We start from the raw sequence: 22,942 nt of genomic DNA on the forward strand, positions 1-22,942 counted from the left end.
CCTAGAGAAGCATCGCGTATTTTATCACCAAAACTACCTCTATGCTGGGCTACTTAGTGAGAGTATGTCACAATGGTAAATTGTGTTAAACAGCAGCGAATCAAGATTTAGAGGTTTCCTATGGCGCGTAAATGTGAATTAACAGGCAAAAAAGCTAACAATGCCTTTGCAGTTTCCCACTCCCACCGTCGCACCAAGAAGCTACAACAGCCAAACTTACAATGGAAGCGGATTTGGTGGGCAGAAGGTAAGCGTTGGGTAAGACTGAGACTTTCTACTAAAGCAATTAAGACTTTAGACAACAAAGGACTAGCACTAATGGCTAAGGAAGCGGGGATTAATTTAAACCAATATTAAATATTCTCAAGCTCATGCCCCCTCAATTAGGGACAAGCTAGAGAGCGTCCAAAAACTACTTCACTATTTTTTTCCTCTTTTCTTAGTGAAGTTTAAAGACGCTCTCTAATTATTTTTGCTCATAAATATAAATTTTTGTAAATAATTGATAGTTTAGCTGTCGCAAATGGGCAGGATTATAGTAGAGCATAGCTGCAAGGCTATGTTTAAAACTTATAATTGATCGCCGTCACAATAATATATGCTGTTGTATCACAGCTAATAAATTTTGGCAAAGTTATTATAACAAGCACAACAGAATAAATAAATATATTTGATATTTGGTTGCATCTCTCTAGAGGCTCGTCCTATGAATTCTAAATTAAAGATACACATCCTCAGTCGCTCTACTGAACAAGGTTTTGCAATGATTGCCGCCTTGGGAATAGGCTTAGTAATGTTCCTGGTGGGATTGACGATGGTTGTTAGATCCCAAGGCGATCAAACCACAGCTACCGCGCAAAAATCAACGGCTACAGCGATGAGTGCAGCCGAAACAGGAGTTAGCCGTTATCAAAGTTTTATTGATACCAATAGGGAGATTGCAATATACCCAGATTGTGTTACTACACGCACTAAGTCGGGCAATGATTGGGTCTGTAGTGATAGTGGCAACACTAATAAAAGTTGGGCTAATGCTAACGCCCTTACCTTTTCAAGCTGTGCGAGTCTTGCTGGAACCATCGCATCAAGTAATAAGAATATATCTTGGACAGATGTAGATTTAAATGATGCTACTAAAGGACAATATCGACTCGTATCATATACTTATGGTCCAACTGCTGGAATTTCTCCTGGCACTGGCGTTCTAACTATTGAAGGTCGAGCAAACCAAAAAGGTTCTGGCGCAACAGCTACCAATGATGTAGGTACATCTACAACCAGATTAAAAATCAGCATTCCTGTTTTGCCATCAAAAGTAATTCCCTTTCCCTTTCCCGGAATGTGGTCTAAAACTACTGTAAGTACTGACAAGATCGCTGCTAATATTATCGCTCCATGTGGTGTTACTCAAAGTAGCACTGGTTCAAACTTTGTTAATAATGGGGCTACACCCTGGAAATTTGTAAATACAAATTTTGTTATGCCCCCTGTTCCACCAACACCCACAACAAATGTTGCCACCGTAACTTATGCTTCTTTACCGACTGCTTCTGTAAATACAGGTGGACAAAAAGGAACAATCACAGCACCTATTCTCCCACGGGCGGCAGACATTACTAGCCAGTCAAACTATAATTCCGCGACCGGAGAATACCAATACATTATGACTGATAACATAAATGGGGACTTGTTCTTCACGCCAGGGTATAAAGTTGCAGTTTACCTACAAGGAGATATAAATCTGACTGGAGGGCAAGAAGCTATAGTCCATAAATGCGGTACTCTTCCGAACTGTAGTGCTACTGACACTAGAATTTATGGTATTTCCCCCAATGGGACTGCTAATTTTAGCTTAAAAGGAAATGGATCTATTTGTGAAATATTATTTTTCGCCCCAACTTATGATGTAAGTCTCGATGGAGGTGGAGACGCACAGGGATGTGGTGGTGGCGCTAGTACTAATGGTGTTTACTGGGTGAAATCTTGGGCTGGGGGCGGTAAAGGTAGTCACACAGCGCTTGCCCAATCAGGTACTAACTGGGATGATTTATCATTTCTGAATTTTATCCTTCCACCTCAGATAGCACCTGCAAGTACCTGGCAACGCCAAGAAGTTCAGTAGCAATATACTGTCGTTGAAATTAAACGACAGTAATAGCCATTAGCCTCTAGACAAATCAAACCAGTACTTAGTGAATTAAACTAAATTTATTGAGAGGGTGAAATACTATCATTTGCTAGTTATTTACAGAACTTGTTAAGCCTCTAAAAATTGTTGCAATTTCATTAAAGTAACGCGAGGGAATACCATAAATGTTAAAAATTCATCATCGTAACAAATCAGCAGGATTTACTTTAGTTGAAATTTTGGCAGCGATTTTATTATTAACATTCTTTCTTTCTGTAACCATGCAAGCGATGGTAATTGCTGCTATGTTTAAAGTGAAAGCTAAACGTTATAACGTAGCTACCGCATGGATTCAGGAAGATTTAGAGAGCGTAAGAAATCAAGCATCACTATTATCGCAATCATTAATGAGCGTTTCTTTATCTGTAGCGATAAGTACTCCATCCACCACACAGATTATAGTTGATAAGATAGGTACATTGGCAGTAAACGACAAAATTATTATCGGTGATGCTGGTAAGATTTTCACCATTACAGCAATTGCTGGTACGACTATCACATTAGATTCGTCAATAGGGAAAAATTTAGTTGTTAATAGTCAAATTATAGAAACTACTTTATGCAGTGCTACAGATAAAACTAAGGGATTTGCTAACGAATTAAATAATAATTTAATACCTATATCTACAAATAATAGTACAAAATCTCTTGCAAGTACAACAGACCAAAAGTATCAAATTACGCGTACAACTACTCTTAAAGATGCTAAGGTCTTAGAAGTTTTATATAAGGTTACTCCTCAAAACAAAACAACTCCAGTAATAGCAACAAGTTTTTCTGAGGTAATCCCTGATGTCAGTTTTTATTGCCCGCAATAACAGTAAGGGATTTACCTTACTAGAAATGATGATTGTCCTGATGCTTGTTGGCATTATGGCAGCAATTGCAACTCCTAGCTTTTTGGCTATGAATAATAATAGTAAAGTAAATGATGCTGTTACCAAAGTAAGTGGTGCATTGCAAGAAGCGCAAAAAGAGGCAATGCGTAAAAGTCAAACTTGTGGTGTTCAGGTATCCCTTGTAACGATTAATAATAAAGCTACTCCAGTTTTAACAGGAGTGTTTGAGAAAAAAGATGCAAATGGGAACCTCATAAAAGATGCAAATGGTAACTCCATACCCGTACAGGCTGACAGTTGTTTAACTACAGGTCAGCGAGTCCTCACAGATATTTCTATAACTAATAGTCCAACTCTTCCTTGGAATATATATTTTGACTATAAAGGAAGAATAAACAATGCTTCAAGCGCAGGCACAATTTACTTTTCTATTCTCAACACACCGACTCCAGAAAAATGTATCACAATTTCTCAAGGCATAGGCTTGTTTAGACCAGGTAAGAAAAGCGGTAATAGTTGCACTACTACTCAATTAAATTAATTATGAAAAGAAATATTTATAAAAGTTTAAAAATAACAACTCAAGGCAAAAAAAAAGCTGATGTAGGTTTTACGTTAATCGAATTACTATTAGCTGCATCCCTTATGGGAATTGTGATTACTGTCTCTGGTTGGGGATTAAGTGCTATATTGCTAGCTAATGCTCGCGGCGAAGCAGAAAGTGTAGTTAGCAATAACTTAGCTCGTGCGATCGACTTTATCAGCGATGATATTAAAACTGCAAATAGTGCTAGTACTACTCCCCCAAGCAATGTATGGACAGATTTAGGTCATGCTTCGGCTAGCGCAAAATTATACTTGCAAATTCCCATAAAAAATATTGAGAGTTTTCCAAGTGTTGGTATTTCAACGTTTACTATTAATAGTCATGGGCTGGCTAATGGAGATCCAGTTATTCTTGCAGGTTCTGGTACGCTTCCTGCACCTTTTGTAAAAAATTCCGTTTACTATGTGATTAATACAGCTACCAATACTTTTGATTTATCAACTACAGTGGGCGGTAGTGCTGTTGTTGCAACGAGTGCAGGAACAGGGACTATAGTAGCAAATAACTTGGTTATTTACTATATCCGTGATAACACAGGTACATGGTTAGATCCTAAAACTGTTAACCGTTCTAATGGACCTTGTTCAACTGCCACTAAGTGTTATGCCCTTGTTGATGCAATTGCAGATGATGGATTTGGATTTACAGCTACAGTCACAAATTCACGGCAAGTAAACCTTTCTTTAAAGGGTAGACTGAATAAAAATAATAACAATAAAAGTACTACAACTTTAAGCACTCAAGCATTTGTCAGGAATACTCCTCCTTAATTTAATCTTTAAATTTTTCTAGAGTTACACGAAAGTCTTTTGCAGTCATGTTCAAAAGACTTTCGTTTTTATGGGGTTGGCACTTAACTAGGACGTAGCGATCGCACACAAAGTAATTTGTGATTAATATTTTATAGTAGTATAATTTTATCAAATTTTATTACATTTGTAAATCAATGAAAGTTGGTTTGAAGTACTTCCTGAGCCAAATAGCTATTGTCCCGAATAATAATAGGGGATTTACTTTACTAGAATTGCTGATTGTCTTAACAATAGTTGGGATTATGGCAGCAGTTGCAGTTCCTAGCTTTATGGCTATGTATAACAACAGAAAAATCAATGAGGCTGTTGCTTCTTCACAAGGAGCATTGCAAGAAGCGCAAAGAGAGGCAATGCGTAAAAGCAAAACTTGCAGCGCTAAATTAGTGAAAATAGGTCAAAAAATTAACCCGACAGATACAACTACAGTTACAAGTCCAGTAATCAGAGGTAATCCTGAGTCGTGTTTGATAACTGGCGATCGCAATTTAAAAGGTATTGTTTTAAATCACAATGTAACTACTCACGACGATAGTAACGAAACACCTTGGGAAATTACCTTTGACTATAAAGGGAGGACTAACGCCGTTACAAATGCTGGGACAGTTTTCTTCTCTATACCTAACACACCTAGTCAAGAGAAATGTATCACCACATCTCAAGGTATAGGTTTATTTAGAACAGGGAAGAGAAATGGCAATAGTTGCAAAACTACTCAACTTGAATAATATGGCTGAATATTAGACATCTCTAGGCTTAAAAAATCACGAGCTTCAGGACTTACGCACCGAAAGCATGAAACCTAGATCCCCCTAAATCCCCCTTAAAAAGGGGGACTTTGAATATTCCCCCCTTAAAAAGGGGGGCTAGGGGGGATCTTTACGGAGTAATAAAAACAGATTGACTTGTATGGGCGGATTAAACTCAGATATTGCTCAGTAGCAAATTCTATCTGTCAACCCGCCCTTACGCATATTAGGGTTAACCTTTGCGAACTTGATATCAGTTCTGACTTTATTATTATGCAGAGTGCGACATTGCCTTATCTCGCTGCAACTTCAAAACTAACACCCCTAAAGGTGGCAAACACAAATCAATAGAATAAGGACGATTGTGATAACTCCACTCATCAGTCCACTTACCGCCTAAATTGCCCATATTACTGCCACCATACTGACGGGCATCACTATTAAACAACTCAATATAGAATCCCGCCTCTGGCACTCCTACGCGGTAATGACTGTGTGGCTGTGGAGTGAAATTACAAACTACAACCAAAAACTCATCTGAATCCTTAGCGCGACGGATAAACGCCACTACACTATGACGATTATCGCTACAATCAATCCAGTCAAAACCTGCCTCAGCAAAATCCTGACTATACAGTGCCGTTTCACTGCAATACAGCTTATTCAAATCACCCGTAAACAACTTAAGCTGTTTATGACGGTCAATTTGCAGTAAATCCCAATCTAAATCACCCCAAACATTCCACTCACTCCACTGCCCAAACTCCATACTCATAAATTGAGTTTTCTTACCAGGGTGAGTAAACATAAACGCGAATAAACAGCGCACATTCGCGCACTTCTGCCAATCATCCCCAGGCATCTTACCAATGATATTGCTCTTACCGTGAACAACCTCATCGTGAGACAGCGCCAGCATGAAGTTTTCGCTGTGGTTATACCACATACTAAACGTAATATTATTTTGGTGGAACTGACGGAACCAAGGGTCCATGCTGAAGTAATCCAGCATATCGTGCATCCACCCCATATTCCACTTCAAGTTAAAGCCTAACCCACCGACATAAGTTGGCCATGATACCATTGGCCAAGATGTTGATTCTTCTGCAATAGATAGCGCACCTGGAAAATAACTAAAGATAGTGTGATTCACTTGGCGCAAGAAATCAGCCGCCTCAATATTTTCCCTACCGCCGTACTGATTTGTCACCCACTCCCCAGGTTTACGACAATAATCTAAGTACAACATCGAAGCCACAGCATCCACCCGTACCCCGTCGATATGGTACTTATCAAACCAAAATAAGGCATTGGCAACTAAGAAGTTTCGTACTTCATTGCGATTGTAGTTGAATACTAAAGTACCCCACTCTTTATGTTCACCCTTACGCGGGTCAGCGTGTTCGTAAAGATGAGTACCATCAAAGAATGCTAAACCATGACCATCTTTAGGAAAGTGACCAGGAACCCAGTCTACAATCACACCAAGGTTGTTTTGGTGGCACTGGTCGATAAAATACATTAAATCTTGAGGTGTACCATAGCGGGAAGTAGCAGCATAGTAACCTGTTACCTGATAACCCCAGGAACCATCAAAAGGATGTTCTGCTATTGGTAATAACTCAATATGGGTATATCCTAGTTCTTTAACATAAGGAATTAATCGCTCTGCTAACTCTCGATAAGTCAGGAAACGCGCCCCTGGTTTGAGTTCAGAAACAAGCACAACTGGTGCAGTTTCACCATTAGGTAACTTCGCAGGTTCAGAGGAAGAACCATGCAACCAAGAACCTATATGACATTCATAAACAGATATAGGTTTACTTAGCGCATCACCCTGGCGGCGCTGTTCCATCCACTCAGCATCGTTCCAAGTATAATCACTTAAATCAGTAACTATAGAAGCGGTTTTAGGGCGGATTTCTTGCTGGAAACCATAAGGGTCGGATTTTTCGTAAATATGACCTTCAATGTTTTTAATTTCGTATTTATAAGATGTCCCAACTCCTATTTCTGGAATAAACAATTCCCAAATACCGTTTCCACGTTTACGCATTTGGTCTTTGCGTCCATCCCAGTTGTTAAAGTCGGCTAAAATTGAAACATTACGTGCGTTTGGAGCCCAAACAGCAAAGTAAACTCCTTTAACGCCTCCCACTTCCATCAAGTGTGCGCCGAGTTTTTCATAGATGCGATGATGATTACCTTCAGCAAACAGGTGAAGATCAAAATCTGTCAAGCCTGGAGAACGAAAGGCGTAGGGGTCGTAGATAACGCGCTGATGTTCTCCTTCTTTAATCCGCAATTGATAGTTTGCCAGTTCTGGTGTCTCGATGGTGCATTCAAAGAAGTGTGGATGATGCACCGCTTGCATGGCATATTCGGTTCTATCTCCAGGGCAAATAACCCAGGCAGCGTCGGCGGTAGGTAAGTAGGCTCTAACAGCCCATACAGTCTTACCATTTTGTGCGATCGCATGAGGACCTAAAATCTCAAAAGGGTCATCATGCTGGTTCCCAACAATCCGCTCAACCTGTTCTGGGGCAATCATCATCGACATAAGCCTAGCTATCCTAAAATGAAGTAACTAAATCAACTCAAAATAAAGCTGGAGTGTTAACTCTTTATATTTATATACATTTTTTGAGTTTTGTATATTTTTTATTACAAAAGCGGATTTTGGTGATTGGTCAAGGGAGGAGAGGGGCAGAGGGGCAGAGGGGTGTGTAACGGAACAGTTAAGGTTTAGGTCATTGATAATTGTTAATTGGTAAAAAAATAATCGTACTTAAGGATGATGACAAATTCTAAACGCTTAAAAAAAACCAACCCAGAACAGTATGCACGTCTCAAAGCTGAAATAGCTTCTCCCTATAAAGGTTTGAGACAAGTTATTTACTTAGCTTGTGCTGCTTCTAGTTTTATTGGTGGAATGATTTTTATTGTTCAGATAGCTGCTGGTCGTCAAGTAGAATCAGCTTTACCTAATTTAGCAGTGCAAATTGGGGTATTGGCACTAATGATTTTTTTATTCCGCCTAGAACAAAAAAACGGCAAACAGTAAACAGGTGCATCATGGCTGACGTGCTATAACTGGGTAATTGATAATTGTTAATTGTTAATTGTTAATTGTTAATTGTTAATTGTTAATTGTTATGAGAAAACTCTACTTTTTAGTCCCTGGAACAGGCGGCAAGTTTGCTTGTGGTGGTTTGTGGGCGGAGTTGAAAACGCTTAATTTGGCGCAACTTGTTTGCAGTGCAGATGTAGTAACTTATCGACAACGAGAACAAGGCAAGCTATTTCTGGATGACATATTAAAAGAGAAAGATTTAGATGATGTCATTTTTGTAATTAGCTGGGGATTTGATATCCCTAAATTAGCTGCTAAACTCAAAAATTACAATGTTGTTTATCATGCCCATAGTTCAGGCTACGGGTTCAGGATACCTGCAAGTATTCCTATTATTACAGTTAGTAGAAATACAATGGGATACTGGGGGCAAAACTCACCCAACTCACTAATTTATTATTTACCAAATCAGATTCCTGATGAGTTTCAAAATCTTTCTATCAAACGTGATATTGATGTTTTAGTTCAAGTACGCAAATCTTCTGAGTATCTACTTCAAGAATTAATTCCCGAATTACAAAAACACTGCAAGGTTTCCGTAATTGATTCTTATGTAGAAGATTTAGCAGGGCTTTTTAATCGAGCTAAGGTTTATCTCTATGACTCTGCTGAGTACTGGGCGCAACAGCGAGTAAGTGAGGGATTTGGTCTGCAACCGTTAGAAGCAATGGCGTGTGGTTGTCAAGTTTTTTCTAGTATTAATGGGGGGCTATCCGATTATTTAGACCCTGGAATAAATTGTTATAAAATTGCTGGATACTCAAAAGAGTATGATGTACAACGCATTTTAAAAGTAGTTAATACATCAACAGCACTTGTATTGCCTGAGCAATTTTTAGATGAGTATCGGTCTGAAAATATTACCAAAAGGTTGAAATTTATTTTAGAAGAAATTAATGATTTATTTGATCATAAAAAGCATCATGTAAGTAATATAAAGGGTTTAAGTAAGTTACGTTTAGCGCAATTATCAACTAAGAGAATTTTTCATAAATTGATGTTAAAATATTTTAAGGATAAATGAAATTAAAATTTTTTACTAAATATAGCTGATATAGAAGTTTTCATATTTATGAGGTACAGTAGTGCGAGCATCTTGCTCGCATTCGTATTTCTAGCGAGCAAGATGCTCGCACTACAATATTTTTAAATCTTTTTACCTCACTTGACTGAAAATTGCTATAGCTAAATATGTCATTAACGCCGCTTTCTGCTTCCTCTGCTTCAAATCTTAAAGGGGTTAGCCTTGTTGCTACCGATATGGATGGTACGCTGACAAGAGATGGCTTGTTTACCTCGTCTTTACTTCAGGCGCTAGAAGCATTAGCTGATGCTAAGATTGCGGTAATTATAGTTACAGGACGAAGTGCTGGTTGGGTACAGGGAATTAAAAGTTACTTGCCTATTGCGGGTGCGATCGCAGAAAATGGTGGTATATTTTATCCTCAAGATAGCGACTATCCCGAAATTCTCATACCCATTCCCAATTTATTACAGCATCGCCAACAGCTATCTCAAGTTTTCCAGCAACTAAAAATCCAATTTCCTCAAATAACAGAGTCGGCGGATAATTGCTTTCGCCTTACTGACTGGACATTTGACATCCAACAGTTAAGTTTATTAGAACTGCAACAAATGGCAGATATTTGTGCAGAAAATGGATGGGGATTTACTTACAGTAATGTCCAGTGTCACATCAAACCGATAAATCAAGATAAGGCTACTAGCTTATTAAAATTAATCTCAACCAGATTTATTAATTTAACTACAAATCAAATAGTTACTATTGGTGATAGTCCTAATGATGAATCACTATTTGATCTATCTAAATTTCCCTTTTCTGTAGGAGTAGCAAATATTTTAAAATACGCTTCAACTTTGAAACATTTACCTGTTTATATTACTACTGCTCCAGAAGAACAAGGATTTATTGAGTTAGCAAATTTATTATTGCAGTTTTGATTAATTCAAGTCAGTTTTTTTGGGACAAGTTGGTTTGAGTGTGGGGTGCTTGCCTGCGTACTGCCAGCGCGGCTTCAAAACCTTCTTTCAGGCGATCCGCCTGGTCTTCAGCGTGGGAAGCAGCACCTCCCTCGCGAGCTAGGCGCTGTAATGGCGCAGTGATGGCAATTCTCTCCTGCTCATAAGTACGCAGCGCATCACCTAGTTGTTCCCCATCACTTAAATCAGTAGAGGCTAGGATCTTAGCTAAGGCTACCGCATCCTGTAGAGCCATAGTTGTGCCTAATCCCAACGATGGTCGCATTGGGTGTGCCGCATCACCCAACAAAGTCACATTCTTCCAGTTCCCCCACTGCTGCACGGGTTCCCTATCGAAAACACCAGTTTCAATGATTGATTCAGGATCAGTAGCCCGAATCACCCGTTCAACCAGAGGAGTCCACTGGTCGAAGACCTGGAGTACTGTCTTTAGCGCCGATGAACTTTTTTCCTGATTTGATTGTAGTGCTGTGCCACCCCAAGCAAGCAATTCTGTACCCGTATCCATGATCCAGAAATTCTTTTTCTCTCCAACCACAAGTTGAAATCCAGCAGCTTCAACGAAAGGGTCTGCCAGTGGTGCTAATTTTTTGCGCTCCACAATACCCCTCCAGGTCATGGTTCCTGTATAAAGAGGCGCTCCATCTGCAACAGTGATACTTCTCACTGCCGAGTTGTAACCATCTGCACCAATTAGAAGTCGGGCATAGACATCTTCCTGTTCACGGAACTTCAGGCACAATTGCTCTTTGCCCTGGTTTGAAGTTTGAGTGAAACCGATCAAACTATGGTTGAGATGCAACGATACTGTCGCGGGTAGTGCTTGATAAAGACAGGTCTGTAGGTTATACCAGCCTAGCCAGGTAAAGTCTGTCCCTGCGAGTGGAGATTCATCTGCGAAAAGAACTTCCCCATTTGGGCGCATCAATACCTGTCGTTTGGGATTCACTGCCGACTCCCGCACCTGTTGCGCTAGAACTGCGTCGATTTCCGCTAGAGCAGCATAGCCCATCTCACCCATTCCCAATGCAGCACCAATCGGTCGTAACACTTTGGCTCGCTCAAAAACTCTGATTGAGAAGCCAAGCCGCGCTAAGGCATGAGCAGCAGAGAGTCCACCTGGTCCGGCTCCGATGATGGCAATATCTACGACATTACTGCTCGAATTTCCTTCAATCATCACGTTCACCGACAAAGAATCAATCTAATTCTACGATCGCATATCTTACTTGGTATCGGGCAGGGAGCCTCAAGTCAAAATAAAATTGCTCCCAGGTTGAGCCTGGGAACAAAAGTTGGAGGTTTTGCACTTTCTTACTCCCTTCCCACTAAAACATTACCGATTATATTCTTCTCCTTCCTTGGCGTTCTTTGCGTCTTGGCGGTTTTAAAAATAGGTATTCGCCATAGCGGGAAGGGAGTAATTTAAAAGGTGCAATATCTCAGTATTAGTTATTCTTCATCTGAAAAGTCTTCCTCAGAATCCTCAACATGAGCAACTGAATTTGCTGAAACAACCGCTCCGGTATCTAATTTGTCCCTTACCTGCTGCTCAATTACTTTGGCAATTTCAGGCTTTTCTTCCATGTATTTGATCGTGTTATCTCGACCTTGGGCGATGTTGTCACCGTTGTAACTGTACCAAGCACCTCGGCGAGTAATGATTCCAGTTTCTTCTGCAATGTCAACTAGACAACCAACAGTGGAAATGCCTTTGCCAAAAATAATGTCAAATTCTGCGATGCGGAATGGAGGAGCAACTTTATTTTTAGCAACTTTAACTTTAACGCGATTACCATATTCGCCTTCGTTAGCTTTCTTTAAAGTTTGAATGCGACGAATATCTAAACGCACGGAAGCATAAAATTTCAGGGCATTACCGCCAGTTGTAGTTTCTGGGTTGCCGTAGGAAATACCAATTTTTTGTCGTAGTTGGTTAAGGAAAATTACCGTACAGCCAGATTTACCGATGTTACCTGCAACTTTCCGTAAAGCTTGGCTCATTAAACGTGCTTGTAAACCGACATGGGTATCACCCATATCACCTTCAATTTCAGCACGGGGTGTTAATGCAGCTACGGAGTCAATAACTACAATATCAACGGCTGCGGAACGCACAAGTTGATCGACTATTTCTAGCCCAGCTTCGCCTGTATCCGGTTGGGAAACTAACAAATTTCCAATATCAACACCAAGGGCGGCAGAGTAGGCGGGATCTAGGGCGTGTTCTGCATCAACGAAGGCAGCAACACCCCCAGCTTTTTGTACTTCTGCGATCGCGTGTAAAGCTAGTGTGGTTTTACCAGAACTCTCTGGACCATATATTTCAATAATCCGCCCTTTCGGTAAACCACCGCCTAATGCTAAATCTAACGTCATTGCGCCAGTAGGGATTGTTTCCACCCTCATGCGGGTGGCATCTCCCAAGCGCATAATGGCTCCCTTACCAAATGATTTTTCAATCTGGTTCAGCACTAAATTTAGGGCTTTTTGCTTTTCGGGACTGGTTGTAGTAATTTCGATAGCCATTAATGCCTCAAGAACTAGGTTGAGATGTGAAGATGCGGAAATTTACTTTAGTTTAGATACTCTGGGCTAACTGCTGTGCCGTGTCTGTGCAAATCTATACAATCAAAGATCGCGCGTGTGAGTGTGCCTTCTACCATTCTAAGCGATCGCTTGGAATTAAATGGTACATTTGTATTAATTTTATCATTAAAGTGGGAGAAGTGAGGGGTCACCAGTCAGCAGTCACAAGTCAGCAAGAACACTATTCTTATTTTACTGTGCTTCTCCTGCTTCCTCTGCCTCCTGGGCTGCTTTAAAGGTTATAAATACATGAATACTTATAATGTTCCTAACGTAATTCCCGATACCGCTCTATCAGTCGGTGGGTTGACAAGCTATATTCAAGATCTTTTAGAGCAAGATCAACAACTGCGACAGGTTTGGGTAATTGGTGAAGTTTCCAGTACTAATAAGCATCGCAGTGGGGTGTTTTTTACTCTCCAAGATCCACAGACTAAAGCAGCTATTAGTTGTGTGGCGTGGAGTAGTCAGCAAGATAAACTGATACAACAGCCTGTAGCGGGTGAGCAGTTAATTGTTTTAGGTAGTATTCGGATTTATCCCCAAAAGGGAAATTATCAACTAACTGTTTGGCAAGCTTTACCTGCGGGAGAAGGGTTGCAAGCGTTGCGCTATAAGCAGCTACGCAACCGATTAGAGGCGGAAGGGTTGTTTGCTAAAGAAAGAAAGCGATCGCTTCCCATTCATCCCCAAACTATTGCTGTGGTGACTTCCCCACAAGCTGCTGCATGGGGCGATATTCAAAAAACCCTCAGACGCAGATATCCTGGTTTGCACGTTTTATTTTCCCCTGCAATAGTTCAAGGTGAACAAGCGCCTGGATCTATAGTTACAGCAATTGAGCGGGTAGTGCGAGATGGTAGAGCAGAGGTGATAATTTTAGCGCGGGGAGGGGGCGCGGTTGAAGAGTTGGCTTGTTTTAATGATGAGCGGGTTGCGCGTGCGATCGCACTTTCAGTTATTCCCATCATTACTGGGATTGGACATCAACGCGATGAATCTTTAGCTGATTTAGTAGCAGATGCTTACGCTCATACACCTACTGCTGCTGCTGAACAAGTAGTTCCAGAACTTAGCACACTTATAGCCGAACATCGACAACGGATTAAATTACTTAATAATGCTGTCCATAGACGTTTGCAGGTATCTAATGAGCAACTGCAAAGGTTAAAAAATCGCTTGCAACGTTTACCAATTCAACGACAAGTACAGCAACAACAGCAAACCGTATCTGATTTGCGCCACCGACTATTACAAGCAACATCATGGCGTTTACAGAGGGAAACTCAGCATTGTCAGATGCTACGGCAAAAATTAGCTACTCTCGATCCTAAAGCAGTATTGCAACGAGGTTATGCTGTTGTGAGGAAAGATGGTGCGATCGCTCGTTCTACAAATCAGCTACAAATAGGAGAAGAATTAAACATTCAGTTAGAGCAAGGCGAAGTCAAAGTCAAAGTTATTGAAATCTCACATAAAAATTAAAACTTATGAATAAACAAAACAATAGCAAAAATACCCAGATAAATAATATTCCTAACCAAGCAAACTGGAATTATGAAACCACCGTAGCTAAAGTTGAGGAAATTATTAACAAGATTGAATCAGGCAAGATGGAATTAGCTGATGTTTTTGATGAATTTGCAGCAGCTACAGAATATTTGCGCCATTGTGAAAAATTTTTAGCGGAGCGACAACAACAAATGGATGTATTTATTGAGACTTTAGAAAAAGATGCAGAAAACTTGTCTTTTTAAGAGATTTCGTAGCTTTAGTCTAATTTGAGATAATTAACCACAGATGCACACAGATAAACACAGATGAATTACTGATTATTACCAGAAGTTTAATGAATCTAATTATCATTACATTCCATTTGTTACTTTAACTCGGTTGGAAATATGATTTTAGCTACTGCAAAACGCTTCACAATTGATGAGTACCATCGTTTAGTAGAACTCGGTTTTCTTACTGAAAACGACAGAGTTGAATTAATTAATGGAGAAATTATTCAAATAGCAGCTAAAGGTACACGCCATACAACCTGTTGTAGAAATTTATTAGAGGAATTAGTCTTACTTGTAGTAGGTAAAGCAAAACTGCAATGCCAAGATCCAATTACTTTACCGTCAAACAGCGAACCGGAACCAGATTTTGTAATTGTGCGTAAAAACCATGATAATTATTTATCTTCTCATCCAAATAAATCGGATGTTTTATTAGTAATTGAGATTGCAGACTCTTCATTAAAATATGACCAAGAGGTTAAATTACCTCTCTATGCTGAAGCAGGTATTTCTGATTATTGGATATTTAATTTAGTTGAAAATCACTTAGAAGCTTACAGCGAACCATATCAAGAGTTGCAAGGAAATTTTGGTTATAGTGTTAGGCGCATTTTTCTGCCTAATCAAATAGTTTATTTACCTATTCTTGCTGATTTATCGTTAGATTTATCTAAAATTTTCCCTTTGATTACACCTTAGCTAGAGTTAAAATAACCCTAAAATTTTTATTAATAAAAACCTTTTTAACTTCTTTTTTGAGAATGAACCGCACGCGCAGACATCATATCTACAAAGTTAGGTGCTATTAACTTTAACCACATCCCAAAGCGTCCTTTAGGAGTCATTATTAATTCTCGTTTTCGTGCTTGCATTGCCTGAATGATTTGATTGACACATTCGGAGACAGGCATTGCCATTGACGACTCATTACCTAAACTGGTTGATATAACATTTCCATCTGTTCCTAAAACACGCTGACGCATATCTGTAGCTACAAAACCAGGACAAGTTACTAAGACATCTACTTTTGTATCACGCAACTCAATTCTTAAAGAATCAAAAAAACCTTGCATCGCGTGTTTACTTGCTGAATAACCGGAACGAGTGGGAATACCCATTTTTCCAGTTAGTGAGGAGATAGCAACTATCAGCCCTTGGGAAGCTTTTAAATAAGGCAAAGCATAGTGAGTGCAATAAACAGATCCTAAATAGTTGACTTTCATCAGTTGCTCAAAAAGAGATAAGTCTTCTACCTCTTCAAAAAGGGCATACATAGATATACCTGCATTATTTACCAGTACATCAATAGCACCAAAAGTATCTTTTGCAGTCTCTATTAATTTTCGGCAATCTTCAGGATTTGTTACATCTGTAGGAACAGCAATAGCTTTACCGCCATTTTGAATACAAATAGATGCAGTTTCTTCAATAGCAGCTTGGTTACGTGCTGCAAGAACTAAGTTAGCACTTTGTTTTGCTAATGTAATTGCCAATTCTTTACCAATTCCCGCAGAAGCACCAGTAATGATAATAGTTTTATTTTGAAAGATCATTTTTGCTGTTCTAAAAAATCATTTGCGATCAGTTAAAATGTGAAACAATTCCCAACTTTACTGTTTACTGATTTAAGCTATACTACCCCGCTTCCGCGCTTCTTTATAAGACGTACCGACATTTCTAATTCCAGCGCGGATCATTTGTTGTTCTAGTAAAGCAAAGAAACGAGCGCGATCGCCTCCCCGTACCACTGCTTGATTATGTGCTTCTGCCAACGCCACAGGATAGCCATATCCCTTTTGTACCTGTGCCAACATCAAACTTAAAGCTTGGTTCAACATAGTTGAGTCTTCAGCTACCCAAGCCGGAATCTCAATCCGAGCGATTTCTGTCCCAACATGGACGTAACAAAAATAAACATAATGCAGATCATACAAATCTAGAATTTTTGCTGAACTACGCCACAAACAACTGCGTTGTCCTGGTTCTAAGTGAGAAGCCCACAAACTGCTATCTCGTAGAGAATCGAAAATTTGACAAGGTGTGCGCTCCAAATTAGCGCAAAAACTCATACAATTCGGTGCTGGGTGGGTACAAGCTGGTAAGCGCAAAAAGTTGATTGATTCAATACTACGAGTAGCACTTAGATAACCCATTAAAGGAACTTTAGCTAAACGTAACTGTTCCCAAGCTTCTAGAATCGGTGGCAAAATGCGATCGCGTGCTTCTGTCGGCAATTGTTCCAAAAACCAGTAAATCAGCGAACCATCTACCATTGCCAAAGTTGGCACATTCGTTTCAGGAGTTTGGATCGTTCCTACGCTTCTGTCTGGGGATATAGATTTTAAATTATTAGCATCTGAACTTAGCACATTTGATTCCGCTTCGTTCCCAGGTTCCTCAGTAGGGATATTTAGCCAGTTGCAAGCTAATTCTGCCAACACTGACGCTTCTGAAACTGTGCGACGATAGCCCATCCATTCTTCTGTGCGGATACCCCAGTGCCGAGAAACATACAAATCTTCAGCTTTGTAAAACACTTCTGGTAAGCTGTCTAACAATGGATGCACACTTTGCCCATAGTGCAGCATCACCCGACCAACATTAATTAAATAACAATAGGCGATTTCATGGTGACTCGGAGCAATTTGAGAACCATCTGTAGCGATGACAGTGTGGATTTTGGGCGCAACTTCTAAATCAATGCGAGTATTCAATGGTTCAACTGGTGTAGCAGCAGCAAATAACAAGCGATCGCGCCAAGTTTGTTGTTGCTTAACCAGTTCAGTTTGTCGCGTTTTAGCAACATCAAACATTTCTTGGGCGCGTTCCAAACGTTGACGATTAGCCGTAGCCTCTTTTGTAAGGTGCTGACTAATACCCTGCATATGTCGCGCCAGTTTATTTAAATCCAGCATATTTATGAAATCTTAACGATCAATTATGAAGAGAACTAATTTATATCCACCTTGATCTTATAGCCCGCGCAGGCGGGCTTTGTTAGTATGGTTCCCCAGTATCGACGGATGGGGGAAAAAAGAAGTTATTTAATTCCAAGCAGAAAAATCTTGGGCAAACTGAGAAAGGGATAATAATTTAATTCTGCTGCGATCGCTAATAGATGCTTGCTGCGTGGGTGTATTATATCCCCAATCTGCTAAAAACAATTTCACAGCCTCCAGGTCTGGTTGCTGTTCTACATTTTGTAAAGTTTTTAACCGATCTTCCACAAACCAAATACTAGCATCCTCAATAGATGCTGCTAATAATTCCCGTAACGTTTGATGCTTAGAACGTTTAACCTCCTTACCGATAATCCACTCACTAGGCATATTAATGTTTTGTTGCTGCAATAGTTGCTCAACAAACCGCCCTTCCTTAGTAGTTACAATCACAGGCTTAACAGAACTAGCAAGCAGCGATCGCAACATGACCACAATCCCAGGATAAAATCTATGCAGCGCCAACCATCCGTTTACATCTTCAGCAATCCAGCGATCGCGAATTTGATCTAGCTGCTTGCCTATCTCTGCTGCATTAAGATTTTCGTCTAATACAATTTTATGGGCAACTCCAACCCAATCTTGCCAAATCTGTTCTTCCGGTACACCTAAAACCAATGCCCGCAACAGCAAAGGCATTTCCCAACCAACTTCGATCACAGGTCGCAGCTTATAAAAATTATCAGCTAAATTTTCTGGTTGTGTCTGACTATCTGCTGTCCAGATTTGACAGTAAGTACGCCAGGATGTTTGGAAATATTCAATCATCCCATCGCAAAGCACACCATCAAAATCTAAAGCTAAAATAGTTGGCTCTAAGTTAGGCATAGTCTTAACAATTAACAATTTCAAGAGGGAACTATCGCAATGGCAGAGATAAGTAGCCCACCATTACCCTGATAATTGATAATTGTTCATTGATAATTGATTTCAACTGGGGTGCAAGGATTCGAACCTCGGAATGGCTGGACCAAAACCAGCTGCCTTACCACTTGGCGACACCCCATTGCGTTCACCTTAATTATCTTAACAGGTAGTTACCCAAAACTGTCAAGTACTTTTTCCAAATTTTTTATTAAATAGATTTGACTGCACAACCTCAAGGGTGATTTCATCAAAAAAAGATAGCGATCGCACTAGGGGGAAACACCCGCTTCACCCCTAGTTTGTCTGGTTTTAACCTCAAGCTGGAAAAATCCGCAATCTCCTGTTGGGTTCATCCCCAAAACTGGTGGACTTGAGATGATAATGTTCGACTAGCTCGTGTTGGATTTTACGCACTTTAGGAGAGCGCGGTAGTAACTCCACTGGCTGTCCTTTAGGAATTACAATTTGTTCCACTGCTAGTCTGGCTTCTTCAAGTGCCTCAATTTCATCTTCGCTACCGTTGTGACTAAACAAACGTAGATCAGTTGTTTCCCCCACACCGGAGTCATCCATATTCAACATTCGCCGCAAACTACGAGTAATTTGAGGGATGGTGCTGGCTTTAATGCTATGGATGGGAATATGACGCGCCTTGCTGATGTGTCGCAATTTAGAGTGGTTTTTGACGTGCGATCGCAAAGCTAACACAGCATCAGCATTGTCCATCTCTTTCGTTAACACAACTGGCAAGTTTAAGACTTCAATCACTTGATCTAGTTGTTGACGGCTAATCCCATAAGGATAAACGTGTAAAGGTAAATCCTCTCCATTTGGACCACTAATCTCATGCTCACGCGCATAGATATCTTGCTGATGCCAAGAGCTATCTAACAATTGTTCAAACGAGTTTTCTTCACCAAACTCATCTGCCAACGGGCGGATTTTGATCTCAGCTTTACTAACAGGCATTGGTTGCATCTGCCCTGATGAGCGCCACCCACGCACATTAGGCGCTGATTCTGGTGTTTGTAATGAACTAGCCAGTTTTGGAGCAACTTCGGGCAATTCCCGTGTGATCGTCACGTGACCACTTTCATTAACAGTGCGTACTTGGGGACTTGGTTTACGATTCCGTAGCAGAGTATCAACTGTATCCGAAACGCTTTCGTGTACTACCCAACGATGCCGCTCTAGCATCTCTACCGCTATTTCAAACGTTGGCGGAGCCTTACGCTCTAAAACTGTCTTCTGAGAAGCTCTGCGTCTAGCTTCGTCATCTCCCAGCGTCACAGCTTGAATACCGCCAACTAAGTCAGATAGCGTCGGGTTTTTAATCAAGTTTTCAATGTGGTTGCCGTGAGCAGTACCAACCAGTTGCACACCCCGCTCGGCAATTGTCCGCGCTGCTTGCGCTTCTAATTCTGTACCGATTTCATCAATGACGATCACTTCTGGCATATGGTTTTCCACTGCCTCAATCATCACTTGATGTTGCAGTTCTGGGCGAGCAACTTGCATTCTTCTGGCTCTACCAATGGCGGGATGCGGAATATCTCCATCGCCAGCAATTTCATTGGATGTATCAATGATTACTACCCGTTTATGCAACTCATCTGCCAAAACTCTCGCAATTTCCCGTAGTGCTGTGGTTTTACCTACACCTGGGCGACCTAGCATCAAAATCGAGTTGCCAGTTTCCACTAAGTCACGGATCATGGCAATAGTGCCGAAAACTGCCCGACCCACACGGCAGGTTAAACCAATAATATCGCCAGTACGATTACGAATAGCACTGATCCGATGCAAAGTGCGCTCGATTCCTGCTCGGTTATCGCCGCTAAACAAACCCACTCGCTGAATGCAATAATTTATATCTTCTTTGGATACTGGAGTTTCACCCAGATACTCAGCTTTATTGGGAAACCGCGCCTCTGGAAGTCGCCCCAAATCCATGACAACCTCAATCAAACTTTCTTGCTGCGGGTGCTTCTCCAAAGATGAACGTATCTGTTCTGGCAAGATGTGCAGCAATTTACTGAGATCGTCTGTAATTTGCATTCTTCCTAAACTGATGTTCTCATCCACGATGGGTGATTGTTCCTTTTACTGATGATTTAAGCTGGGAAACTAAAGAATGAGCGATCGCAACCGCTTCCCATAATAGCTGGGGCGTTTCTTCCAACCTGCTATTAAGTTGTTGGTTATAAATATGTGAGGCATCATTATCAGCCTCATCTATGGCGATCTTTTCTAATTTTTCTAAAATTGGCGATAACAACACGCGGGCATAACTACCATAAGCTACACCAGCCACAAAAGGTTTGGCATTGGTTGCACTTGTCAAATTTGTATTTAGTAAGCCTGACTCTTTAAGTTTATTAACTGTGCGAGCATTTGTGCCTCCTGCTAACTGTATAAATCCAGGCAACTTTGCTGCTAATACCTTTTCACCTAGTTTGACGGCGGCGCGAGTAGTTCCACCACCAATATCGCCACTCATCGGTCGTCCATCTGTCTGCCAAACTAAGTTACATGGCAGAGGTTGCATTACCTCATACAACGCCCACAGGTAGTCAATCAACCCCTCACCATCACCACAGCTAACGGCTATAAGTTTGAGTCGATCCACCCAAGGGGAAATTGCCTGCCATAAGCGTTTAAAATCTGCTAAATGTCCCACAGAAGTATGGATTTCGATCGCATCTATTCCGGTTTGGATAATTAATGGTGCCAGAGCAGATGGAGTATATATATATGAACGAGTGACAATTTGTTGAATCGGACAAACAGGTAGACACCGACCACAACCATAGCAACGCTCGTCGATTACACCGGAGATAGAAGCACCTGTATTTTGAAATGCGATCGCATTAGCTGGACAAATTTTTTCACAAGGGCGAGTGCAATCTGCTGGACAATTTGCAGGGTTAAATTCTGCCTTACGAAAATGGGGGTCTTCCCCATCATTCAAACTCACCATTAGCCAGGGCGAATTATTCCCACCAAAGCCACGTTCTTTTGCAGCATCAGCCAAATAACCCGCAACTTTTATACCTTCCGTCGCTGCTGCAATTACGGCTGGGTCAGCAGCAACGTCAATACAATCAGCACCCGCCAAAGTATAAGCTAGAGTAAGATTCCGAACAGCAGGAAGGTAAGATAAGCTGGCTCCGCAAATGAGTTTAAACCAGTGACCCTCCTTCAGGGAATGTAAGGGATAGTACAAATTAGTCACCCTTATATCTTAATTCTTCCTTGCCCTGGTTGACAGGCGGCAATTAATTATTAGCCGTTAAGTAACTCGCTAGAAATAAACGATCTTCAAACTGATCATTGATAATTGTTAATTGATAATTGATTAACGGATAGGTATACCAAGTGAACGGAAAAGTTGCCTGATTCGGAGCAGAAAAATTGTTTCCCTAATTTTAGGATCTAGCGGAGCAACTCCTGGGCTTTGTAGTTGAGCTTGTAGCTGGGCATACTCAGCAGCACTAAGTAGTTTACCGTCTATAGGCGATCGCGCCTCTGTAATAATTTCTGTACGCAACACTTCTTCTGGTACATCTTCCTTTGGCGGTAAACCCCAGGCTTTCTGGACTGTTAGAGGAATTAAATTTATAAATAGGCTCGTAATTAAACTAAGATTTATTGCTTGTATGCCGTTCATAATCCAAGCGGTAGTTGTTTTATGCACATTTTATGAATTTTTATCATCCTCCCCCATATTCAAATGCTCAAACTGATTATGTCTAAAAAGCAGACTGACTCAGTATTTGCATAAATAACTGAGTCAGGGCTTTCATCTTTTACACTGTGCTGGAAATATTGCCGCGCAGATTCTTAATTAATCGAGCATCCTTACTATTTAGCAGGGGAAGCGCTAGGAGAAGCACCAGGGGATGCTCCGCCGCCAGCATCGCCACCACCACCGCAAGCTACCAATGTTGTAGACAAACCTACAGTTAAGCCCAATCCCAAAAGTACACTAATCAATTTCTTGTTCATAACACTCCTCGTTTAATAAATTGCGGTTAAACGCATTCTCTGCTAGGTTATCCTAATTTTGTAGTTTTAACATAAATAACCGCATTCCATTATATCTCCCTAGACGTATGCAAGCTTTTCTTGGTTGGTTTCGGGTATAGCATTTGTTCTGAAAGATTTAGTTAGATGGCGAATAAGTAATCAGCTAACAAGTATTCTTTATGCAGTGATTAGATTTACAATAGCGATCGCATGGCATACTGATATAGTACCGAGCCGCTTAAGTTATCACAAAAACACTTATAAGTCTCAACAAAAATACTACTTTCAATAGAAGACAATCATAACCATGATAGTATGGGCTGAATTGAATATGATTGCCTGACT

The 22,942-nt window shown here is 40.6% G+C and carries 22 protein-coding genes and 1 tRNA gene; 12 read left to right on the forward strand and 11 right to left on the reverse strand.

Annotated features, from left to right (window positions below):
* Window positions 1-120 precede the first annotated feature (120 nt).
* From rpmB to CRI9333_RS24825, 6 genes are all read left to right on the forward strand, one after another.
* Entirely contained in the window at window positions 121-357 is a 237-nt protein-coding gene (gene rpmB / locus CRI9333_RS08235) for a 50S ribosomal protein L28 (protein WP_015202705.1), read from the forward strand.
* A 349-nt stretch (window positions 358-706) separates the two neighbouring features.
* Entirely contained in the window at window positions 707-2,122 is a 1,416-nt protein-coding gene (locus CRI9333_RS08240; protein WP_015202706.1) for a hypothetical protein, read from the forward strand.
* 191 nt (window positions 2,123-2,313) lie between these two features.
* Window positions 2,314-3,006: a prepilin-type N-terminal cleavage/methylation domain-containing protein gene (locus CRI9333_RS24810; RefSeq protein WP_015202707.1), complete on the forward strand. Its 693-nt coding sequence runs from the start codon at window positions 2,314-2,316 to the stop codon at window positions 3,004-3,006.
* Window positions 2,981-3,568 carry a prepilin-type N-terminal cleavage/methylation domain-containing protein gene (locus CRI9333_RS24815; protein ID WP_015202708.1) on the forward strand — a complete coding sequence of 196 codons (588 nt, stop codon included), beginning with the start codon at window positions 2,981-2,983 and terminating at the stop codon, window positions 3,566-3,568. The genes CRI9333_RS24810 and CRI9333_RS24815 overlap by 26 nt, the downstream gene beginning before the upstream one ends.
* 2 nt (window positions 3,569-3,570) lie before the next feature.
* Complete coding sequence (locus CRI9333_RS24820; protein WP_015202709.1) at window positions 3,571-4,404, forward strand: type II secretion system protein; 834 nt, start codon at window positions 3,571-3,573, stop codon at window positions 4,402-4,404.
* A 176-nt stretch (window positions 4,405-4,580) separates the two neighbouring features.
* The gene (locus CRI9333_RS24825; RefSeq protein WP_015202710.1) at window positions 4,581-5,171 is read left to right on the forward strand and encodes a pilus assembly FimT family protein; all 591 of its coding nucleotides are present in this window, start codon (window positions 4,581-4,583) and stop codon (window positions 5,169-5,171) included.
* A 292-nt stretch (window positions 5,172-5,463) separates the two neighbouring features.
* On the opposite strand, the gene glgB is transcribed toward CRI9333_RS24825, so the two are convergent.
* Window positions 5,464-7,752, reverse strand: a complete 2,289-nt coding sequence (gene glgB, locus CRI9333_RS08265) for a 1,4-alpha-glucan branching enzyme (protein ID WP_015202711.1) — start codon at window positions 7,750-7,752, stop codon at window positions 5,464-5,466.
* Window positions 7,753-7,989: 237 nt separating this feature from the next.
* Between glgB and CRI9333_RS08270 the strand changes: the two genes are divergently transcribed.
* The 3 genes from CRI9333_RS08270 to CRI9333_RS08280 all read left to right on the forward strand — a co-directional run bounded on the left by CRI9333_RS08270 (window position 7,990) and on the right by CRI9333_RS08280 (window position 10,287).
* Window positions 7,990-8,256 (forward strand): DUF3493 domain-containing protein, encoded by a 267-nt coding sequence (locus CRI9333_RS08270; RefSeq protein WP_015202712.1) that lies wholly within the window; start codon window positions 7,990-7,992, stop codon window positions 8,254-8,256.
* Between the two features lie 91 nt (window positions 8,257-8,347).
* Window positions 8,348-9,349 (forward strand): glycosyltransferase, encoded by a 1,002-nt coding sequence (locus CRI9333_RS08275; RefSeq protein WP_015202713.1) that lies wholly within the window; start codon window positions 8,348-8,350, stop codon window positions 9,347-9,349.
* 167 nt (window positions 9,350-9,516) lie between these two features.
* Complete coding sequence (locus tag CRI9333_RS08280; RefSeq protein ID WP_015202714.1) at window positions 9,517-10,287, forward strand: HAD family hydrolase; 771 nt, start codon at window positions 9,517-9,519, stop codon at window positions 10,285-10,287.
* Between the two features lie 10 nt (window positions 10,288-10,297).
* On the opposite strand, the gene CRI9333_RS08285 is transcribed toward CRI9333_RS08280, so the two are convergent.
* Complete coding sequence (locus tag CRI9333_RS08285; RefSeq protein WP_015202715.1) at window positions 10,298-11,506, reverse strand: FAD-dependent oxidoreductase; 1,209 nt, start codon at window positions 11,504-11,506, stop codon at window positions 10,298-10,300.
* A 272-nt stretch (window positions 11,507-11,778) separates the two neighbouring features.
* Window positions 11,779-12,855 carry a recombinase RecA gene (gene recA, locus CRI9333_RS08290; RefSeq protein ID WP_015202716.1) on the reverse strand — a complete coding sequence of 359 codons (1,077 nt, stop codon included), beginning with the start codon at window positions 12,853-12,855 and terminating at the stop codon, window positions 11,779-11,781.
* A 309-nt stretch (window positions 12,856-13,164) separates the two neighbouring features.
* Here recA and xseA point away from each other — a divergent pair, with 309 nt between their 5' ends.
* The 3 genes from xseA to CRI9333_RS08305 all read left to right on the forward strand — a co-directional run bounded on the left by xseA (window position 13,165) and on the right by CRI9333_RS08305 (window position 15,401).
* The gene (gene xseA / locus CRI9333_RS08295; RefSeq protein ID WP_015202717.1) at window positions 13,165-14,400 is read left to right on the forward strand and encodes an exodeoxyribonuclease VII large subunit; all 1,236 of its coding nucleotides are present in this window, start codon (window positions 13,165-13,167) and stop codon (window positions 14,398-14,400) included.
* A gap of 5 nt (window positions 14,401-14,405) precedes the next feature.
* Window positions 14,406-14,672, forward strand: coding sequence for an exodeoxyribonuclease VII small subunit (gene xseB / locus CRI9333_RS08300; protein ID WP_015202718.1), 267 nt, complete (start codon window positions 14,406-14,408; stop codon window positions 14,670-14,672).
* 144 nt (window positions 14,673-14,816) lie between these two features.
* A complete protein-coding gene (locus tag CRI9333_RS08305) occupies window positions 14,817-15,401 on the forward strand; it encodes a Uma2 family endonuclease (RefSeq protein ID WP_015202719.1) in 585 nt (194 codons plus the stop codon).
* A gap of 44 nt (window positions 15,402-15,445) precedes the next feature.
* Here the strand turns inward: CRI9333_RS08305 and CRI9333_RS08310 are convergent, their stop codons facing one another.
* From CRI9333_RS08310 to CRI9333_RS26645, 8 genes are all read right to left on the reverse strand, one after another.
* A complete protein-coding gene (locus CRI9333_RS08310) occupies window positions 15,446-16,255 on the reverse strand; it encodes an SDR family oxidoreductase (protein ID WP_015202720.1) in 810 nt (269 codons plus the stop codon).
* 72 nt (window positions 16,256-16,327) lie between these two features.
* Window positions 16,328-17,617 (reverse strand): DNA double-strand break repair nuclease NurA, encoded by a 1,290-nt coding sequence (locus CRI9333_RS08315; protein ID WP_015202721.1) that lies wholly within the window; start codon window positions 17,615-17,617, stop codon window positions 16,328-16,330.
* Between the two features lie 129 nt (window positions 17,618-17,746).
* Window positions 17,747-18,529: an HAD family hydrolase gene (locus CRI9333_RS08320; RefSeq protein WP_015202722.1), complete on the reverse strand. Its 783-nt coding sequence runs from the start codon at window positions 18,527-18,529 to the stop codon at window positions 17,747-17,749.
* Window positions 18,530-18,635: 106 nt separating this feature from the next.
* Window positions 18,636-18,707, reverse strand: a tRNA-Gln gene (locus tag CRI9333_RS08325).
* Between the two features lie 176 nt (window positions 18,708-18,883).
* Window positions 18,884-20,626 carry a R3H domain-containing nucleic acid-binding protein gene (locus CRI9333_RS08330; protein WP_041225992.1) on the reverse strand — a complete coding sequence of 581 codons (1,743 nt, stop codon included), beginning with the start codon at window positions 20,624-20,626 and terminating at the stop codon, window positions 18,884-18,886.
* Between the two features lie 19 nt (window positions 20,627-20,645).
* Window positions 20,646-21,803, reverse strand: a complete 1,158-nt coding sequence (gene ldpA, locus CRI9333_RS08335; protein WP_015202724.1) for a circadian clock protein LdpA — start codon at window positions 21,801-21,803, stop codon at window positions 20,646-20,648.
* Between the two features lie 123 nt (window positions 21,804-21,926).
* A complete protein-coding gene (locus CRI9333_RS08340; protein ID WP_015202725.1) occupies window positions 21,927-22,238 on the reverse strand; it encodes a hypothetical protein in 312 nt (103 codons plus the stop codon).
* Between the two features lie 194 nt (window positions 22,239-22,432).
* Entirely contained in the window at window positions 22,433-22,576 is a 144-nt protein-coding gene (locus CRI9333_RS26645) for a hypothetical protein (protein ID WP_015202726.1), read from the reverse strand.
* Window positions 22,577-22,942 lie beyond the last annotated feature (366 nt).

Source organism: Crinalium epipsammum PCC 9333, assembly GCF_000317495.1.
GTDB classification, from domain to species: domain Bacteria; phylum Cyanobacteriota; class Cyanobacteriia; order Cyanobacteriales; family PCC-9333; genus Crinalium; species Crinalium epipsammum.

Bases quoted from the DNA above. Each gene is read 5' to 3' on its own strand.
- rpmB (WP_015202705.1), top strand. From the start codon at position 121: ATGGCGCGTAAATGTGAATTAACAGGCAAAAAAGCTAACAATGCCTTT.
- CRI9333_RS08240 (WP_015202706.1), top strand. From the start codon at position 707: ATGAATTCTAAATTAAAGATACACATCCTCAGTCGCTCTACTGAACAA.
- CRI9333_RS24810 (WP_015202707.1), top strand. From the start codon at position 2,314: ATGTTAAAAATTCATCATCGTAACAAATCAGCAGGATTTACTTTAGTT.
- CRI9333_RS24815 (WP_015202708.1), top strand. From the start codon at position 2,981: ATGTCAGTTTTTATTGCCCGCAATAACAGTAAGGGATTTACCTTACTA.
- CRI9333_RS24820 (WP_015202709.1), top strand. From the start codon at position 3,571: ATGAAAAGAAATATTTATAAAAGTTTAAAAATAACAACTCAAGGCAAA.
- CRI9333_RS24825 (WP_015202710.1), top strand. From the start codon at position 4,581: ATGAAAGTTGGTTTGAAGTACTTCCTGAGCCAAATAGCTATTGTCCCG.
- glgB (WP_015202711.1), bottom strand. From the start codon at position 7,752: ATGTCGATGATGATTGCCCCAGAACAGGTTGAGCGGATTGTTGGGAAC.
- CRI9333_RS08270 (WP_015202712.1), top strand. From the start codon at position 7,990: ATGACAAATTCTAAACGCTTAAAAAAAACCAACCCAGAACAGTATGCA.
- CRI9333_RS08275 (WP_015202713.1), top strand. From the start codon at position 8,348: ATGAGAAAACTCTACTTTTTAGTCCCTGGAACAGGCGGCAAGTTTGCT.
- CRI9333_RS08280 (WP_015202714.1), top strand. From the start codon at position 9,517: ATGTCATTAACGCCGCTTTCTGCTTCCTCTGCTTCAAATCTTAAAGGG.
- CRI9333_RS08285 (WP_015202715.1), bottom strand. From the start codon at position 11,506: ATGATTGAAGGAAATTCGAGCAGTAATGTCGTAGATATTGCCATCATC.
- recA (WP_015202716.1), bottom strand. From the start codon at position 12,855: ATGGCTATCGAAATTACTACAACCAGTCCCGAAAAGCAAAAAGCCCTA.
- xseA (WP_015202717.1), top strand. From the start codon at position 13,165: ATGAATACTTATAATGTTCCTAACGTAATTCCCGATACCGCTCTATCA.
- xseB (WP_015202718.1), top strand. From the start codon at position 14,406: ATGAATAAACAAAACAATAGCAAAAATACCCAGATAAATAATATTCCT.
- CRI9333_RS08305 (WP_015202719.1), top strand. From the start codon at position 14,817: ATGATTTTAGCTACTGCAAAACGCTTCACAATTGATGAGTACCATCGT.
- CRI9333_RS08310 (WP_015202720.1), bottom strand. From the start codon at position 16,255: ATGATCTTTCAAAATAAAACTATTATCATTACTGGTGCTTCTGCGGGA.
- CRI9333_RS08315 (WP_015202721.1), bottom strand. From the start codon at position 17,617: ATGCTGGATTTAAATAAACTGGCGCGACATATGCAGGGTATTAGTCAG.
- CRI9333_RS08320 (WP_015202722.1), bottom strand. From the start codon at position 18,529: ATGCCTAACTTAGAGCCAACTATTTTAGCTTTAGATTTTGATGGTGTG.
- CRI9333_RS08330 (WP_041225992.1), bottom strand. From the start codon at position 20,626: ATGCAAATTACAGACGATCTCAGTAAATTGCTGCACATCTTGCCAGAA.
- CRI9333_RS08340 (WP_015202725.1), bottom strand. From the start codon at position 22,238: ATGAACGGCATACAAGCAATAAATCTTAGTTTAATTACGAGCCTATTT.
- CRI9333_RS26645 (WP_015202726.1), bottom strand. From the start codon at position 22,576: ATGAACAAGAAATTGATTAGTGTACTTTTGGGATTGGGCTTAACTGTA.